The organism is Streptomyces sp. NPDC051218 (assembly GCF_044455475.1).
In the GTDB taxonomy this organism is placed as follows: domain Bacteria; phylum Actinomycetota; class Actinomycetes; order Streptomycetales; family Streptomycetaceae; genus Streptomyces.
In genome coordinates this window covers 1,145,076-1,161,380 of record NZ_JBITEU010000001.1, presented here as the reverse complement: position 1 = coordinate 1,161,380, position 16,305 = coordinate 1,145,076, and the positions used below count along the sequence as shown (strand labels likewise).

At 69.3% G+C, this 16,305-nt stretch carries 13 protein-coding genes and 1 tRNA gene; 3 read left to right on the top strand and 11 right to left on the bottom strand.

From position 1 onward, the window contains the following. Positions 1 to 26 precede the first annotated feature (26 nt). The 6 genes from aspT (ACIBCK_RS05200) to ACIBCK_RS05175 form a co-directional block, all read right to left on the bottom strand. Positions 27 to 1,730, bottom strand: a complete 1,704-nt coding sequence (gene aspT, locus ACIBCK_RS05200) for an aspartate-alanine antiporter (RefSeq protein WP_399386823.1) — start codon at positions 1,728 to 1,730, stop codon at positions 27 to 29. A 3-nt stretch (positions 1,731 to 1,733) separates the two neighbouring features. Then, complete coding sequence (gene aspT, locus ACIBCK_RS05195) at positions 1,734 to 3,413, bottom strand: aspartate-alanine antiporter (RefSeq protein WP_399386821.1); 1,680 nt, start codon at positions 3,411 to 3,413, stop codon at positions 1,734 to 1,736. A 105-nt stretch (positions 3,414 to 3,518) separates the two neighbouring features. Beyond that, complete coding sequence (locus ACIBCK_RS05190; protein WP_399386819.1) at positions 3,519 to 4,940, bottom strand: GH1 family beta-glucosidase; 1,422 nt, start codon at positions 4,938 to 4,940, stop codon at positions 3,519 to 3,521. A gap of 135 nt (positions 4,941 to 5,075) precedes the next feature. Then, positions 5,076 to 5,888 carry a carbohydrate ABC transporter permease gene (locus ACIBCK_RS05185; RefSeq protein ID WP_399387260.1) on the bottom strand — a complete coding sequence of 271 codons (813 nt, stop codon included), beginning with the start codon at positions 5,886 to 5,888 and terminating at the stop codon, positions 5,076 to 5,078. A gap of 131 nt (positions 5,889 to 6,019) precedes the next feature. Then, a complete protein-coding gene (locus ACIBCK_RS05180) occupies positions 6,020 to 7,024 on the bottom strand; it encodes a carbohydrate ABC transporter permease (protein WP_399386817.1) in 1,005 nt (334 codons plus the stop codon). Between the two features lie 5 nt (positions 7,025 to 7,029). After that, complete coding sequence (locus tag ACIBCK_RS05175; RefSeq protein ID WP_399386815.1) at positions 7,030 to 8,343, bottom strand: ABC transporter substrate-binding protein; 1,314 nt, start codon at positions 8,341 to 8,343, stop codon at positions 7,030 to 7,032. 333 nt (positions 8,344 to 8,676) lie between these two features. Here ACIBCK_RS05175 and ACIBCK_RS05170 point away from each other — a divergent pair, with 333 nt between their 5' ends. Both ACIBCK_RS05170 and ACIBCK_RS05165 read left to right on the top strand, forming a co-directional pair. Continuing rightward, on the top strand, positions 8,677 to 9,732 hold the full coding sequence (locus tag ACIBCK_RS05170; RefSeq protein WP_399386813.1) for a LacI family DNA-binding transcriptional regulator: 1,056 nt from the start codon (positions 8,677 to 8,679) through the stop codon (positions 9,730 to 9,732). Between the two features lie 329 nt (positions 9,733 to 10,061). Next, complete coding sequence (locus tag ACIBCK_RS05165) at positions 10,062 to 10,310, top strand: SCO4226 family nickel-binding protein (protein WP_399386812.1); 249 nt, start codon at positions 10,062 to 10,064, stop codon at positions 10,308 to 10,310. 79 nt (positions 10,311 to 10,389) lie between these two features. On the opposite strand, the gene ACIBCK_RS05160 is transcribed toward ACIBCK_RS05165, so the two are convergent. From ACIBCK_RS05160 to ACIBCK_RS05145, 4 genes are all read right to left on the bottom strand, one after another. Further along, positions 10,390 to 10,462, bottom strand: a tRNA-His gene (locus ACIBCK_RS05160). Positions 10,463 to 10,573: 111 nt separating this feature from the next. Beyond that, a complete protein-coding gene (gene orn / locus ACIBCK_RS05155; protein ID WP_399386810.1) occupies positions 10,574 to 11,176 on the bottom strand; it encodes an oligoribonuclease in 603 nt (200 codons plus the stop codon). A 10-nt stretch (positions 11,177 to 11,186) separates the two neighbouring features. Beyond that, positions 11,187 to 12,425 carry a GlxA family transcriptional regulator gene (locus ACIBCK_RS05150; protein ID WP_399386808.1) on the bottom strand — a complete coding sequence of 413 codons (1,239 nt, stop codon included), beginning with the start codon at positions 12,423 to 12,425 and terminating at the stop codon, positions 11,187 to 11,189. 459 nt (positions 12,426 to 12,884) lie between these two features. After that, positions 12,885 to 13,271 (bottom strand): hypothetical protein, encoded by a 387-nt coding sequence (locus tag ACIBCK_RS05145; protein WP_399387258.1) that lies wholly within the window; start codon positions 13,269 to 13,271, stop codon positions 12,885 to 12,887. A 407-nt stretch (positions 13,272 to 13,678) separates the two neighbouring features. Between ACIBCK_RS05145 and ACIBCK_RS05140 the strand changes: the two genes are divergently transcribed. Further along, the gene (locus ACIBCK_RS05140) at positions 13,679 to 14,203 is read left to right on the top strand and encodes a universal stress protein (RefSeq protein ID WP_399386806.1); all 525 of its coding nucleotides are present in this window, start codon (positions 13,679 to 13,681) and stop codon (positions 14,201 to 14,203) included. A 274-nt stretch (positions 14,204 to 14,477) separates the two neighbouring features. Here the strand turns inward: ACIBCK_RS05140 and glmS are convergent, their stop codons facing one another. Beyond that, positions 14,478 to 16,295 (bottom strand): glutamine--fructose-6-phosphate transaminase (isomerizing), encoded by a 1,818-nt coding sequence (glmS, locus tag ACIBCK_RS05135; RefSeq protein WP_399386805.1) that lies wholly within the window; start codon positions 16,293 to 16,295, stop codon positions 14,478 to 14,480. Positions 16,296 to 16,305 lie beyond the last annotated feature (10 nt).

Here is a 16,305-nt window from a genome sequence, read left to right as displayed (position 1 = left end):
GTTCCTCACGTGGGGGGGAGCGGGGGTCAGTGGTGGAGCAGGACGATGACGGCGCCCCAGATGGTCAGGAGCACGTTGCTGATGGCGTACGGGATCGTGTAACCGAGCGTCGGGATCTGGGACTTGGACGTTTCGTTGATCGCGCCGATCGCCGCGGTGGTGGTCTGGCCGCCCGCGAGGACGCCCATCAGGATCGGGAAGCGGATCTTCTGCACGTAATGCCCGAAGAGGAAGCCGACGATCAGCGGGATCACCGTGGCGATCGCGCCGAACAGGAGCAGCCCCCAGCCCGCCGTCGAGAGCCCGGAGGTGAAGCTCGGCCCGGCGTTGATGCCGACGACCGCGACGAAGAGGCAGAGCCCGAGCGTGTCCATGAACCACTGCGCGCCGGGCGGGACGTTCCCGTACGTCGGGTACTTGCCGCGGATCCACCCGAAGACGAGCCCCATGATCAGCGCGCCGCCGGAGGTGGAGAGCGAGATCGGCACGCCGCCCGCGGTGAGCGCCGGGATGCCGATGCAGCCGCCGAGGAAGATGCCGAGGCCCACCCAGATCATGTCGGTGGCGAAGGACGTCGGCACGGGCTTGCCGAGCTCCTTGCCCGCCGGATCGACCAGGCGTTTGGGGCCGGTGAGGATCAGGGTGTCGCCGCGCTCCAGCTTCGTGGAGAGGCGGTAGGGGAACTCGGCGCCGGAGCGGTACAGCTTGTCGACGTAGACGCCGACCATGAAGGGCTCGCGGCGCAAGTCCCCGATGGTCTTGCCCAGTTGCTCCTTCTCCGAGGCCACGACGTGCAGTGACTCGGTCTGGTAGCCGAGGAGTTCCACGTCGTCGGTCTCCGAGCCGATGTGCGTACGGGGGTCGAACTCGACGAGCGAGCCGCGCAACGCGCTCAGCGCGATGACATCCCCTTCGCGCAGGGCGGTGTGCTGATCGTGGTCGAGGATGTTCCCTTCCCTGCGTACGCGCGTGATGTAGAGGCGGCGGCCCAGCTCGCGCTGCTGGTTCTCGAAGTCCTCGATGGTGCGGCCCGTGAGGTCCGGGCGCTGGATGGTGTAGGCGCGCAGGACGACCTCGTAGTAGCCCTCGGCCAGGTCGGGGTTGTCGCCGGGCGCGTCCAACTCGCGTGCCAGCGCCGCCGATTCGGCCGCGAGGTCACGCCGGTAAAGCTTGGGCAGGACGTTGGCGAGCAGCATCGCGCAGAGGATCGTGCCGAGGGGGTACGTCACGGCGTACCCGATGGCGACCAGGTTCGACTCGCTCTTGGCCTGCGCTGAGCTGAGCCCCGGCAGGTTGGAGATCGCGTCGCCCGCGACGCCGATGACCGCGGACTGCGTGAGCGCCCCGCCGAGCAGCCCCGCCGAGAGGCCGGGGCCGTACCCGAGCATCGCGGCGAACGCCCAGCAGACGAGCAGTCCTGTCACGCAGACCACGACCGCGTTGAGGACCTGCGGAAGGCCGTCCTTCTTCAGCCCGCGGAAGAACTGCGGGCCGACCTTGTAGCCGAGGGCGAAGAGGAACATCGTGAAGAAGAGGTTCTTCACCGTCCCGTCGATCTCGACCTTGAACTGCGCCCCGAGCAGCAGCCCCGCGATGAGGCAGCCGGTGACCGCGCCGAGCCCGATGGCCCGGTAGCGCAGCTTCCCGAAGAGGAAACCGAGCGCCACGGTGATGAAGACGAGCAGCTCGGGATGGGGCTGGAAGATGTTCCGGTTGAGGAAGTCGATCATTGTCTAAGCCCCCAGTACGCCGACGAGGATGGGCCCGGTCAGAGGCAGCAGGAAGTTCGAGAGGGCGTAGGTGATCGTGTAGCCGAGCAGCGGGACCGAGCTCTGGGCCACCTGGGTGACGGAGGTGATAGCCGGGGTCGAGCACTGCTGGCCCGCGATGGCGCCGATGAGGAGCGGTTTCTCGATCTTCAGGAGCTTGCTGCCGACGACGAGCGAGATCGTCGCGGGTACGAGGACCATCGCGATCCCGGCGAACGGCAGCAGTACGCCGTACTCCTTGAGCAGCGGCCAGGCCTGCGGCCCCGAGACGAGCCCCGTACAGGCGATGAAGATCGCCAGGCCCATGTCCTTGAGCGTGTTCGCGGCCTGCGGCGGAAACGCCCCGAAGGTCTGCTTGCGGGAGCGGAACCAGCCGAAGAGCAGCCCGGAGACCAGACAGCCGCCGCCCGTGCCGAGCGACATGGGCACGTCGCCGAAGTGCACGACGACCTGGCCGAGCAGGGAACCGGCCGCGATGCCGAGCCCCAGGTAGATGAAGTCGGTGGCGTCGTTCTTGACGACCGCGCCGATCCTGCCGACCAGCTTGTTCAGGCCCGAGCGCGCGCCCACCAGGGTGAGCACGTCACCGCGGCGCACGGTGGTGTTGCCTGCCGCCGGCAGATGCTGGTCACCGCGCAGTACGTCGGTGACGTACACGCCGTCCTTGATGAACTCGGGGTGCGCGCGCTGGAGCGCGTCCACGCTCAGGCCGTCCGACGACTTCTCGGTGACGGAGACCTGGGCCGTGGCGAGCGGGGTGTCGACGCCGGGGATGCCGGGGGTCTCGGGGCCGATGAGGTGCCCGGACTCGATGACGTTGGCGCGGCGGCCGACCACGAGGACCAGGTCGGAGAGGGTGAGCGTCAGGCCGGGCGCGGGCGTGAGCTGCTTGCTGCCCCGCTTGACGGCCTCGACGGTGACCCGTCCTTCCAGCTCGGACTCCAGGTCGCCGACGGTCCTGCCGTCGCCCGTGGTCACCAGGTAGGTGCGGCCGACCATGCCGGGCAGTGCCTGGCGCTCGTCGGCCTCCAGGCCGCCGCTCGCGCCGCGCATCTTCTCCCACAGCTCGCGCGAGGCGTCCCGCAGGTTGATGCGCAGCATCATCGGCATGATCTGGCTGGTGTAGAGCACGATCGTGATCAGGCCGAACAGGTAGCAGACCGTGTACGCGGTGGCGACGTGCCCTTGGTACTGGGTGATCTGGTCCGGGGTGAGGCCGTCGAGCTTGCCGATGGCCTCGGTCGCCGTGCCGACGACGGCCGACTCGGTGGCCGCGCCCGCCAGGATGCCCGAGGCGGTGCCGACGTCCAGGTCGAAGGCCTTGGCGAGGCCGAGCGCGATACCGAGGACGCAGACGAGCTCGATGCCGCAGAGCACGAAGAAGCGCAGGCTCTCGCGGTTGAGGTTGGAGAAGAACTGCGGGCCCGCGAGATAGCCGAGGGCGAAGATGAAGAGCGCGAAGAAGATCGTCTTGACGTCGTCGGAGACGACGACCTTGGCCCACGCGCCGAGCAGCAGCGAGACGATCAAGGTGCCGCAGATGCCGCCGAGCGTGATGGGGCCGACGCGCACCTTGCCCACGAGGTAGCCCAGGGCGAGGCAGATGAACAGTGCGAACTCGGGGTGATCACGGAGGACGCCCACCGGCGCTCACCGTGCCCGTTCTCTTGCTGTATGTGCCATATGGGCAACCTAAGGAGCCGAGTGTCACGGTGCCACTCGGCCCCTCGGGGCTGCCGGACCCGCAGGTCAGTCCGCGACGTACTCGCGCGGCAGCTCACCGCCGGCCGCGACGCCCGCGTACCAGTGGGCGCTGGACTTGGGGGTGCGGGCCTGCGTGTCGTAGTCGACGTACACCGCGCCGAAGCGCTTGCTGTAGCCGTAGGACCATTCGAAGTTGTCCAGCAAGGACCAGAGGTAGTAACCGCGGACGTCGGCGCCGTCCGTGATGGCCCGGCGGACGGCCGCCAAGTGGCCGTGCAGGTAGGCGATGCGCTCCGGGTCGTGGACGCGGCCCTCCGGATCGGGCTTGTCGTCGTAGGCCGCGCCGTTCTCGGTGATGTACAGCGGCAGGCCCGGCGCCTCACGGGTGTAGCGCATGATCAGCTCGTGCAGGCCCGTGGGGTCGATGGTCCAGCCCATCTCGGTGCGGTCGCCCGGCGTCTGGTGGAAGGCCACGTGGTCGGAGCCCGGCCACGAGGAGTGCTCGCTGGCGCCGTGCCCGTCGTTGCGTGCGTTGGCGGGGTCGTTCCGCGCGGCCGAGACCAGCGCGGGCGTGTAGTAGTTCAGGCCGAGGGCGTCCAGGCGCTGATGGGCGGCGGCCAGGTCGCCGTCGCGCACGAAGGACCAGTCGGTGACCCGGGCCGTGTCGGTGAGCAGGTCCGCGGGGTAGGCGCCGTGCAGCATCGGGCCGTGGAAGACGCCGTTGGCGAGGTTGTCGATGCGGCGGCGGGCGTCCTGGTCCTCGGGGCTGTCCGAAACCGCCCTGACCACCGCGGAGTTGAGGCTCACCGCGACTTGGGCGCGGGCCGGCAGGGCGGCGCGCAGCGCCTGGGTGCCGAGGCCGTGCGCGAGGTTGAGGTGGTGCGCGGCCTGCAGGGCTGCCGCCGGGTCGGTGCGGCCGGGGGCGTGCACGCCCGAGCCGTAGCCGAGGAAGGCGCTGCACCACGGCTCGTTGAGCGTGATCCAGGACTCCACGCGGTCACCGAGGGCCTCGGCGACGAAGCCCGCGTACTCGGCGAAGCGGTAGGCGGTCTCCCGCGCGGGCCAGCCGCCCGCGTCCTCCAACTCCTGCGGCAGGTCCCAGTGGTAGAGGGTCAGGGCGGGCTTGATGCCCTTGGCCAACAACTCGTCCACGAGCCGCCGGTAGAAGTCGAGGCCGCGCTGCACGGCCGGGCCGCGCCCGGTGGGCTGCACCCGCGACCAGGAGACGGAGAAGCGGTAGGCGTTCAGGCCGAGGTCCGCCATGAGCGCCACGTCGTCGCGGTAGCGGTGGTAGTGCTCGACGGCCACGTCACCCGTGTCACCACCGGCCGTCCGGCCCGGCGTATGGCTGAAGGTGTCCCAGATGGAGGGGGTGCGGCCGTCTTCACGTACGGCGCCCTCGATCTGGTACGCGGACGTGGCGGCGCCCCAGAGGAAATCGGCCGGAAAGGTGAGGGATTCAGGCATGGAAGCGCTCCCATGGGTGGGGTGAGAGGACAGGGGAAGAGAGAAGCGGGGTGCCGGGGCCGAGGTGGCGGCCCGGCCCTGGCACCCGGCGGCGCGGCGGGTGGCGGCCCCGGCCCTTGGCGGGCGGCGGAGGCCTCAGCCCTTGACGGCGCCCTGCATGATGCCGCTCACGATCTGCTTGCCGAAGAGGATGAACGCCAGGAGCAGCGGCAGCGTGCCGAGCAGCGCGCCCGCCATGATCACCGCCCGGTCCGGGATGTAGCCCGTACCGAGGGAGTTGAGCGCCACCTGCACGGTGGGGTTGGACTGGTTCAGCGCGATGATCGGCCACAGGAAGTCGTTCCAGGCCATCACGAACGTCAGCAGGCCGAGCACCGCCATCGCGGGCCGCGCGGCGGGGAACACCACGTGCCAGATGATGCGCAGACTGCTCGCCCCGTCCATCCGCGCCGCCTCGATGAGCTCGCTCGGCAGCGCCTGCACCAGGTACTGCCGCATGAAGAACACCCCGAAGGCGCTCACGAACGTCGGCAGGATCACCGCCTGGAGCTGATTGGTCCACTGCAGGTCGGCGACCCACAGATAGAGCGGTACGACACTCAGCTGCGGCGGCACCATCATCGTGCCGATCGTCAGCAGGAGCAGCACACCGCTGAACCTGAACTTCAGCTTGGCGAAGGCGAATCCGGCGATCGTGGAGAACAGGACGGTGCCGATGGTGATGGTGCCCGCCACGATCGTGGTGTTGAGCATCGCGTCACCGAGGCTCGCCTCGGTCCAGGCCCGCTCCAGGTTCTTGAAGAGGTTCCCGCCGAACCACAGGGGCGGCGGGGTCTGGGCGAGCCGCCCGCTCGTACGGGACGCGGCGATCGCCGTCCAGATCAGCGGGGCCAGCGATACGGCCGTGAATAGCGCGAGGACGACGTAGGTCACGGGCCCGGCGTGCATCGTGCGACCGGCCTTGAGCCCCAGCGGGCGGGCCGGCTTCGTGCCAGGGGCGGGGCCCTTCCTCGGGCTCGTGATCACGTCGCCCGGCGGATCGGGGGCGAGGTCCGTCGTGGGGCCCGATGTGCGCGGCTTCATCGGTCCTTCCTCAGACGTCGGGCGATCAGCAGATTGACCGCGGCGATGAGCAGCAGGATCGCGAGCATCAGCCAGGCGACGGCCGATGCCCGGCCCAGATGGCCGTTGATCCAGCCCTGGTCGTACAGGTAGAGACCGAGCGTCTGGAACTGGTGGTCGGCGCCGCCCTTGGACCCGGCCGTGCCGCCGAACAGCAGCGGCTCACCGAAGAGCTGGGTCGCCCCGATGGTCGAGACGACCACCGTGAACAGGATCGTCGGCCGCAGCATCGGGATGGTCACGTGCCGGAACTGCTGCCAGCGCGACGCGCCGTCCAGCGCGGCCGACTCGTACAGGTCGTGCGGCACGGCCTGCATCGCCGCCAGATAGATCAGCGCGTTGTAGCCGGTCCACCGCCAGATGACGATCGAGGACACCGCGAACTGCGAACCCCACGACGACTCACGCCAGTTGACGGGATCGATGCCCACGGACCCGATGATCCAGTTCACCATCCCGCCGTCCCACGCGAAGAGCAGCGTGAAGACCAGCGAGGCGCTCGCCACCGACGTGGCGTACGGAGCGAGCATCGCCACCCGCCACAGAGTGGAGCCGCGCAGCTTGTAGTTGAGCAGATGCGCGATGCCGAGCGCCACGGCGAGCTGGGGGACGGTGGAGATGACGCCGATGGTGAAGGTGTTGCCGAGCGCGTTCCAGAAGTAGTCGCTCTGCAGCAGGTTGGTGTAGTTCTCCAGGCCGATCCAGGTACTGCCGTCGAGGTTGGTCAACGACAGGCGGTGCAGCGACGCCCAGCCCGTGTACAGCAGCGGGAAGAGACCGAAGGCACCGAAGAAGAGGAAGAAGGGGGCGACGAAGACGTACGGCGACGCCTTTATGTCCCAGCGGTACAGGCGACTGCGCCACGAGGACGTGGGGGAGGCCGTGCGCCTCCCGGACGCGGCCGGGGCCGCGTCCCCCTCACCGGGGGACGCGGTCTCGGCGTACTCAGCGGTCTCGGACATGCGCGTCACTGTCCCAGAACATCCTTGATCTCCTTCTGCGCGGCCTCCCAGCCCTGCGCCGGAGACTTGCCCTGTTGCTCCACCTGGAGCACACCGATGTCCGTGATGGACTGGCCGATCTGGGCGTCCTTCAGGCCGTAGACGGCCGAGGGGGTGTTCTTCGCGATGTCGGCGAAGATCTCCGTGATGGGCGCGTCGTTGAAGTACGCCTTGGTCGCGGGCGACGGCTTCAGCGTGTCGTACGCCGACGGCGTCGACGGGAAGCTGGCCTGCTTGGCGAAGACCTTCGCGAGCTGCTCGGGCTGCGTCAGCCAGACGGCGAGCTCGGTCGCCTCCTTCTTGTGCTTGCCCGCGCTCGGCACGCCGAGGAACGTCCCGCCCCAGTTGCCGTCCGTGGGCGCCTTGGCCATGTCCCACTGGCCCTTGCCCTCGGGGCCCGTCTTCTCCTGGATGTATCCGGCCATCCACGCCGGGCAGGCCACGGTGGCGAACTTGGCGTTGGCGAAGCCCTGGTCCCATGTCGGGTCGAACTGCTTGAGCTTGGACGACATGTCACCGTCCGCGACCTTCATCGCCGCGTCCCAGGCGTCCTTGCGGCCCTGGCTGTCCTCGTAGATCTCCTTGCCGCTCTTGTCGTAGTACCGCTCTTTCGCACCGGCGAAGACGGCGTTGTAGACGCTGGAAGCGGAGTCGACGAACTTGGTGCCGTCGGGGGCCTTGTCCATGTACTTCTCGCCGAGCGCGACGTACTTGTCCCAGTCGCCGGCCCACTCCTTGGCGAGCTCCTCGCGGTCCGTGGGCAGACCGGCCTTCTTGAAGAGGTCCTTGCGGTAACACAGCGCGGTGGGGCCGATGTCGACGCCGAGGCCGACCGTCTTGCCGTCCTCGGTCGTGGCCTGCTTCCACTTCCAGTCGAGGTACGTGGACTTGTCCACACCCTCGGCCTTGCCCAGGTCCTCGAACTTGGCGCCCTGGGTCTGCACGACCTCGGTGATGTTGCTGACTTCGATGGCGGCGACGTCATTGACACCCGCGCCGGACTGGAGCTGGGTGAGGAGCTTCGGGTAGTAGGCGTCGTTCCGCTCGATGACGTTCTCTTTGATCTTGATGTTCGGGTGCGACTTCTCGTACTCGGCGTAGAGACCGGCCTGCTTCAGGCCAAGCACACCGAACGTGCCCACATTGAGCGTGACCTTGCCGTCACCGCCCTCGGAGCTGGTGTCGTCGTCGCTGGAACAGCCGGCCAGCAGGCTGCCGGCCAGCGCGGTCACGGCCGCGAAGGCCACCAGCCGACCGGGTCGGCGGGAACTCGTGTGCATGTCGTCCTCCTGTTGCCTGACGTGCCGACCCCCCGGCCAACTGCACTGCTTGCCCCGTTGCTTGACTCTTCGGCTCGGGCGGGGAACGTGCGGGATGTGTACGTGTCAGGTAGTGTGGGAGCGCTCCCACACGTGATGAGTTGAAGAGTCGTGGCTGGGGGCGGGGGTGTCAAGGGACCGGACAGAGACACATGTCTTCAGTTATCGGGCTGTTACGAGGGGGCTCGCGCCGTCACGTGTGCGCTCCCGCGTTCGGCCCATCGGACCGGTGAAGATCGGGCTGTTACATTCCTCTACATTCCTCGCCCGGGGGATTGCGACGGGAGGCGGACCATGCCAGCTCACGGACCACGCGGCCGCAGCGGCGGGCGACCGACGCTGGAGGAGGTCGCCGCGAGGGCGGGGGTGGGCCGCGGGACGGTCTCCCGGGTCATCAACGGCTCACCCCGGGTGAGCCAGGCGACCCGTACGGCGGTCGAGGCAGCCGTAGCCGAACTGGGGTACGTCCCGAACACCGCGGCCCGCGCCCTCGCCGCCAACCGCACCGACGCCATCGCCCTGGTCGTGCCGGAGCCCGAGACCCGCTTCTTCGCCGAGCCGTACTTCTCCGACGTCCTGCGCGGCGTCGGGGCGGAGCTCAGCGAGACGGAGATGCAGCTCCTGCTGATCTTCGCCGGGAACGACCGCAGGCGTCAGCGCCTCGCCCAGTACCTCGCGGCCCACCGCGTGGACGGCGTCCTCCTGGTCTCCGTCCACGCGGACGACCCGCTGCCGGACCTCCTGGCCCAGCTGGAGATCCCGGCGGTGATCAGCGGCCGCCGCTCGGCCGACGAGGCGCTGCCCTCGGTCGACTCCGACAACTTCGCCGGTGCGCACTCGGCGGTGGAGCACCTCCTGACCCGCGGCCGCACGCGCATAGCCACCATCACCGGCCGCCTGGACGTCTACGGCGCCCAGCGCCGCCTGGACGGCTACCGCGCCGCCCTGTCGGACGCGGGCCGCGAGGTGGACGAGCGCCTTGTCGCGCCGGGTGACTTCACCGAGGAGGGCGGCCGCAGGGCGATGACGGAGCTGCTCGCGGCCTGCCCCGAGGTGGACGCGGTGTTCGCGGGCTCCGACGTGATGGCGGCAGGCGCCCGCCAGGTCCTGCGCGAGGCCGGGCGCCGGATACCCGACGACGTGGCGCTCGTCGGCTTCGACGACTCGGCGATCGCCCGCCACATGGACCCACCGCTGACCAGCGTGCGCCAGCCCATCGAGGAGATGGGCCGGGCGATGATCGACCTGCTGCTCGCCGAGATCGCGGACGACCGCCCGGCATCCGCCCGCCGCCTCGATCACCGCCAACTGGTGCTGCCGACGGAACTGGTGGAGCGCTCGTCGTCCTGAGGGGCCGGCGAGAGGCGGGGTGGGGCGGGCCGCCGACGCGGGAGGCAACCGACGGCCCTTGCGCCCCGAAGCCCCGTACCGACACGGACCTCACGAAGCGCCACACGCACTCTGCACCGCCCCCGCACGAGCGGGAAGGGTGCGCGCGGCCCGTACCTGAGCCCGGCTTTCACGCCCCGTGTGAGAACGCACCAGCCCGGCAGGAACGGCCCGCGGCCTCGACGTCGCATCCGTGCTCGTACAGGCGCACGATGGAGACAGAGGGGCCGGCCATCGGCCTTGGCGGCCCCGAACGCCCGAACGCGTATGCCGGAAGGGGGTGCGACGCCATGTCCCAGTTCATGGACGTCCACCACGGGATGAAGGACATCACGGCCGACCAGCTGATGCAGGCCCACCAGGCGGACCTCGCCATCGAGAAGGAAGAAGGGGTCCACTTCAAGAAAGCCTGGGCGGACCCGGAGTCCGGGACGGTCTACTGCCTCTCCGACGCGCCATCGGCCGACGCGGTCCAGCGCATCCACGAACGCGCGGGCCACAAGGCCGACGAGGTCCACCCCGTGCCCCTGACGGTCTGAGCGCTCCGAACGGTCGTAACCGTGCACGGACATGACGAAGGCCCGGTCTGCTTTCGCAGGCCGGGCCTTGATCAATCAGGGTGAGTGACGGGACTTGAACCCGCGGCCACCTGGACCACAACCAGGTGCTCTACCAACTGAGCTACACCCACCATGTCCGGTCGTTCTGCGTTCTTCCGACCGGCCGAGAAAAAGTGTACAGGGTCCGAAGGGGTGCTCGCGCACGCCTTTTCCGGACCCCGTACACGAGGGGTTCGCGGAGGTTACTCCGCAGGCAGCACGTGCTTGGCCGCGATCGTTTTGGCCGTGTCCGAGTCGGGGCCCGGCTGCGGCACGAAGATCGCCTCGCGGTAGTAGCGCAGCTCGGCGATGGACTCGCGGATGTCCGCGAGCGCCCGGTGGTTGCCGTTCTTGTCCGGGCTGTTGAAGTAGGCCCGGGGGTACCACCGCCGGGCCAGTTCCTTGATCGAGGAGACGTCGACGATGCGGTAGTGGAGGAACTCCTCCAGCGTCCCCATGTCGCGCAGCAGGAAGCCCCGGTCGGTACCGACCGAGTTCCCGCAGAGCGGAGCCTTGCGGGGCTCCTTGACGTGCTCACGTACGTACGCCAGGACCTGCTCCTCGGCGTCGGCCAGCGTCGTGCCCGACGCCAGCTCGTCGAGGAGCCCCGAGGTGGTGTGCATCTTGCGCACCACCTCGGGCATGGTCTCCAGCGCCGCGTCCGGCGGGCGGATCACGATGTCCACACCTTCGCCGAGCACGTTCAGTTCCGAGTCGGTGACCAGTGCGGCCACCTCGATAAGTGCGTCATCCGTCAGCGAGAGCCCGGTCATCTCGCAGTCGATCCACACCATGCGATCGTTCATGCGTCTTACCCTACGGCGCGCTCCTCTGGCCGGGCAGTGGCGGACGGCCTGGCGCGTACACATCCGAGCTCGGCTTCCCCGGGTCCGCGGACAGCGAAGCCGACGGGCCGACGGCACTCGCCGCCGCCGTACGCCGTGTCTGCGACGGGACGGGACCCGTGCTCTCCGCGTTCACCGTCGCCGTGGTGGGCATGGGCGGCGCGGATTCCAGCAGCGCCCGCTCGCCCCCCTGCGGCCTGCGGGCGCGGTAAGCGGCCCGGTAGGCGGCGGGCGACGAGCCCAGCTGGCGCCGGAAGTGGCCACGCAGGGCCACGGGCGAGCGGAAGCCGCAGCGGCCCGCGACCTCGTCGACGGAGTAGTCGGAGGTCTCGAGCAGCCGCTGTGCCTGCAGTACGCGCTGAGTGATCAGCCACTGCAGGGGAGCGCTCCCGGTGAGCGAGCGGAACCTGCGGTCGAAGGTGCGCCTGCTCATGTACGCGCGCGCGGCCAGCGTCTCCACGTCGAACTGTTCGTGTAAATGCTCCAGCGCCCAGGCGACGACCTCGGCCAGCGGGTCGGCGCCGATCTCCTCGGGCAGCGACCGGTCGAGATACCGCTCCTGGCCGCCTGCCCGGCGCGGAGGCACGACAAGCCTGCGGGCGAGCGCGCCCGCGGCTTCGTTGCCGTGGTCCGTGCGCACGATGTGCAGGCACAGATCAATTCCGGCCGCGGTCCCCGCGCTGGTGAGGACATCCCCGTCGTCGACGAAGAGCTCGCGCGGATCCACATGGACGGATGGATACCGCTTGGCCAGCGTCGGTGCGTACATCCAGTGCGTGGTCGCCGGGCGGCCGTCGAGCAGACCTGCCGCGGCGAGTACGAACGCGCCGGTGCAGAGCCCCACGATGCGGGCGCCCTCCTCGTGCGCGCGGCGCAGCGCGTCGAGTGCCTCCGGCGGTGGCGGCGAGGTGATCGACCGCCAGGCCGGCACCACGACGGTGCCCGCACGCCCGATGGCCTCCAGGCCATGTGGCGCGGTGAGTTCGAGCCCCCCGGTCGTCCGCAGTGGTCCCTCTTCACCGGCGCAGACCAGCAGCCGGTAGCGGGGGACCCCGGCGTCCTGCCGGTCGATCCCGAACACGGAGAGCGGTATGGAACTCTCGAAGATGGGGCCACCGCTGAACAGCAGCACCGCGACAATCTCCCTGCGGCGGCGTCCGGAAAGCTTCCGCGACGCGGCTTCTTGCACGGCAGTGGAGTCGTGGCTCATGGCGCTAAGCCCCCCTCGGTCGTCGCGGCTCCCTGTTCTTGGCGTGCTCTGTTTTCTCTTTGTTTTCCGTGGTCTCTGTGGTCTCTGCGTTCCCGGCGCTCTTGGCGTTCCTGTCGGACCTGTCGCTCCTGCACGTTTCCCCTCGGTCCTCCACCAGTCCCCCGCCGTAATACAGTCATGATCGAATCTACTGCGTCCCGTGCTGCCGGGGTGACCAGTTAAGGACCCGGCACTATGTCGACATGGCAACTTGGCGTGAAGCAGTCGATCACGAAGCGTTGCACTCACGGGCGTTGCTGGGAAGTGCGCCTCGGCTCCGTGGCCGGTCCCCGTAGGGTTCAGGCGCCCTCCGCATGCCTTTCAGCCCTGGTGGGACCGGGGTTGGGCACCCCTTCGGCCAAGGAATGCATGGCCATAGGAAGTTGGCTGAAAAGTTACGGGTGAGTGCGCGCGAATCGGTCAGTCCCCCGGCGTGGACCCACCAGCATGCCGACCGCCCCTGTGCGCCCCCGAACCCACCCGCCCGCGCCGCCCCCGGCCCTGCTCCTCGACCAGCCGCACCGCCCCGCGCTCCGACTGCCGCAGCAGCAGCCGGCACACCCCTGTCACGGCCACGAGCCCGAGGGCCGACCCGGCGGCTCCCGCCAGTGAGGTCCCGTACCCCACCAGGACGACGGGAACCAGGACGCAGCTGAACGCCGCCCAGCGGACGACATCGCTCGCGGAGTCCTGCGCGGGCGGGGGTGGTGTCCCCTCGGCGCGTGGTGAGGGGACACCGCCGCGCGGGCGCTCACGCGCCCCCTCCGGCGGGCGTCGGTGGCTCTGCGTCGTGACGTGTGAGGACACGGACGGCGGTCCAGGCACGGCGGGCTCCCTGTGGCGGTGGCGTACCCACGTTCAACGCGTGGTCACGCGGCCGGTCACTGGCGTGAACCTTGTGGCCGAAGGCGGCCCACGCGGCTGGGTGCCCAAACCGCCTGTACAAGGCAGCAACCATTGCCATACGGGCGCCGCTCATGCATGCTCCGGTGAACGCCGTGAGGCTCCCGCAGGGCCGGAAGCAAGCTCTGGGCAGGAGAGGAGTGTCGCCGTACCCTTGGGGGTATGGGGTTGGGAAGATGATTCCCGGACACAGCTCCGGTGGTCGCCGCTCCTCCGTCCCTGCCCGATCCTGTCCGTATCGCTCCCCAACTGCGCCGTACGACCCGAACAGAGCCGACCCTCCCACAGAGGACTCCTTCGCCGAGACACCCATGGCCGGTCACGAATACTCCGAACCAGCGGACCGCAAGCGGCAGGTCGCCGATCCCACGGCGACCCCCCAGGCGGCGGAAGAACCACGTCATTCCTGCGATCCGGCCTTCCGGCACGGGGTCGTCGTCGGTTTCGACGGCTCGACCTCCAGTGAGCGCGCTCTCTCGTACGCGATCGGGATGGCCCATCGCTCCGGATCCGGCCTGATCATCGTGCATGTGGCCAACCGGCTCCCCACCACGGTGTGGGCCGGCTGCGAGCCGCCTGTCTTCGTCGATGTGCCGGACCACCGCACGGAAGTGCTCGGTCTCGAACTGGCCTGTGCGGACTATCTCGCCGAAGTCCCGTGGATCCTGGTCGAGCGCGGCGGCGACATCTGCCACGAACTCGAAGAGGTCGGCCGGGAGTACTCCGCGGACGCGATCGTCGTCGGATCGACGCACGGAATCGTGGGGCGCATCTTCGGCTCGGTCGCGGGCCGGCTCGCGCGCCGCGCGCAACGCCCCGTCGTCGTCATTCCCTGACGCCCCTTCGTCCCAGGTGGGGTGAGGGTGGCGAGGCGTCAACTTCCTTGCCGTGTAGATAAATCTACTCGTGCGTACAGGTGGGTTGTGCCCTTGTGAAGGGTACGTACAGGTGGCACGACCACCTGCCGGCCGGGGCAGTGACGGCTACCGGATGAGGCAGGCGCGGGTCGGGGGAATGGGCGCCCCTGGCCCCTGAAGAACGACCCCTCGCACGCTTGGTGGCACGCGCGAGGGGTCGTTCATTTTCTGCGGGTCGTGCTGAGCGGTGGGACTACTCGACCGTGACCGACTTCGCCAGGTTGCGCGGCTTGTCGATGTCCCGGCCGAGCGCCAACGCCGTGTGGTAGGCGAGGAGTTGCAGCGGGATGCCCATCAGGATCGGGTCCAGCTCGTTCTCGTTCTTCGGGACGAGGATCGTCTGGTCGGCCTTCTCCTGCTCCTGGTGCGCGACCGCGAGGATCTTGCCGCTGCGGGCCTTGATCTCCTCCAGGGCGGCGCGGTTCTTCTCCAGGAGGTCGTCGTCCGGGACGATCGCGACCGTGGGGAGAGCGGGCTCGATGAGCGCGAGCGGGCCGTGCTTGAGCTCGGAGGCGGGGTAGGCCTCGGCGTGGATGTACGAGACCTCCTTGAGCTTCAGGGAGGCCTCGCGGGCGACGGGGTAGCCGCGTACGCGCCCGATGAAGAGCATCGAGCGGGCCTCCGCGTACTGCTTGGCGATCTTCTTGATCTCGTCCTCCTGCTTGAGGATCTCCGAGATCTGTCCGGGCAGCTTGCGCAGGCCCTCGATGATCCGCTTGCCGTCGGAGACCGACAGGTCACGGATGCGGCCCAGGTGCAGGGCGAGCAGGCCGAAGGCGACCGTGGTGTTCGTGAAGCACTTGGTGGAGACGACGCAGACCTCCGGGCCCGCGTGGACGTAGACGCCCGCGTCGGCCTCACGGGCGATCGCGGAGCCGACGACGTTCACGACGCCCAGGACGCGGGCGCCCTTGCGCTTGAGCTCCTGGACGGCGGCGAGCACGTCGTACGTCTCGCCGGACTGCGAGACCGCGATGTAGAGGGTGTCGGGGTCCACGACCGCGTTGCGGTAGCGGAACTCGGACGCCGGCTCCGCGTCGGCGGGGATGCGGGCCAGCTCCTCGATCATCTGGGCGCCGATCATGCCCGCGTGGTACGAGGTGCCGCAGCCCAGGATCTTGACGCGGCGCACCTTGCGGGCGTCGTGCGCGTCGAGATTCAGGCCGCCCAGGTGCACGGTGGAGAAGCGGTCGTCGATGCGGCCGCGCAGGACGCGGTCCACGGCGTCGGGCTGCTCGAAGATCTCCTTGTGCATGTACGTGTCGTGGCCGCCCATGTCGTACGACTCGGCCTCCCACTCCACGGTGGTCGGCGAGGCGGTCGTGCGCGAGCCCTCGGTCGTGTACGTGCGGTAGTCGTCGGCCTTGATGGTGGCCATCTCGCCGTCGTCGAGGGTGACGACCTGGCGGGTGTGCGAGACGAGCGCGGCGACGTCCGAGGCGACGAACATCTCCTTCTCGCCGATGCCGAGGACCACGGGGGAGCCGTTGCGGGCGACGACGATGCGGTCGTTGAAGTCGGCGTGCAGGACGGCGATGCCGTACGTGCCCTCGACGTGGCGCAGGGCCTCGCGGACCTTGTCCTCCAGCTTGTCGGCCTGGGCGCGGGCGATGAGGTGGGTGAGGACCTCGGTGTCCGTCTCGGAGAGGAACTCGACGCCGTCGGCGGTGAGCTTGGCGCGCAGCTCGGAGGCGTTGTCGATGATGCCGTTGTGGACGACGGCGACCTTGTCGTCACCCGACATGTGCGGGTGGGCGTTCTCGTCGGACGGGGCGCCGTGGGTGGCCCAGCGGGTGTGGGCGATGCCGGTGGTGCCCTTGAAGCGGGCGGGCACCTTGGCCTCGAGGTCGCGGACGCGGCCCTTCGCCTTGACCATCTTCAGGCCGGTCGCCTTGGGGCTGGTGATGACGACGCCCGCGGAGTCGTAGCCGCGGTACTCCAGGCGCTGGAGGCCTTCGAGGAGCAGCGGGGCGACGTCACGCTTGCCGATATAACCGACGATTCCGCACATGGAGGGTGTC

Bases quoted from the DNA above. Each gene is read 5' to 3' on its own strand.
- orn (WP_399386810.1), bottom strand. From the start codon at position 11,176: ATGAACGATCGCATGGTGTGGATCGACTGCGAGATGACCGGGCTCTCG.
- ACIBCK_RS05170 (WP_399386813.1), top strand. From the start codon at position 8,677: ATGCCAGCTCACGGACCACGCGGCCGCAGCGGCGGGCGACCGACGCTG.
- ACIBCK_RS05150 (WP_399386808.1), bottom strand. From the start codon at position 12,425: ATGAGCCACGACTCCACTGCCGTGCAAGAAGCCGCGTCGCGGAAGCTT.
- ACIBCK_RS05185 (WP_399387260.1), bottom strand. From the start codon at position 5,888: ATGCACGCCGGGCCCGTGACCTACGTCGTCCTCGCGCTATTCACGGCC.
- glmS (WP_399386805.1), bottom strand. From the start codon at position 16,295: ATGTGCGGAATCGTCGGTTATATCGGCAAGCGTGACGTCGCCCCGCTG.
- ACIBCK_RS05175 (WP_399386815.1), bottom strand. From the start codon at position 8,343: ATGCACACGAGTTCCCGCCGACCCGGTCGGCTGGTGGCCTTCGCGGCC.
- ACIBCK_RS05190 (WP_399386819.1), bottom strand. From the start codon at position 4,940: ATGCCTGAATCCCTCACCTTTCCGGCCGATTTCCTCTGGGGCGCCGCC.
- ACIBCK_RS05180 (WP_399386817.1), bottom strand. From the start codon at position 7,024: ATGTCCGAGACCGCTGAGTACGCCGAGACCGCGTCCCCCGGTGAGGGG.
- ACIBCK_RS05140 (WP_399386806.1), top strand. From the start codon at position 13,679: ATGGCCGGTCACGAATACTCCGAACCAGCGGACCGCAAGCGGCAGGTC.
- aspT (WP_399386823.1), bottom strand. From the start codon at position 1,730: ATGATCGACTTCCTCAACCGGAACATCTTCCAGCCCCATCCCGAGCTG.
- ACIBCK_RS05165 (WP_399386812.1), top strand. From the start codon at position 10,062: ATGTCCCAGTTCATGGACGTCCACCACGGGATGAAGGACATCACGGCC.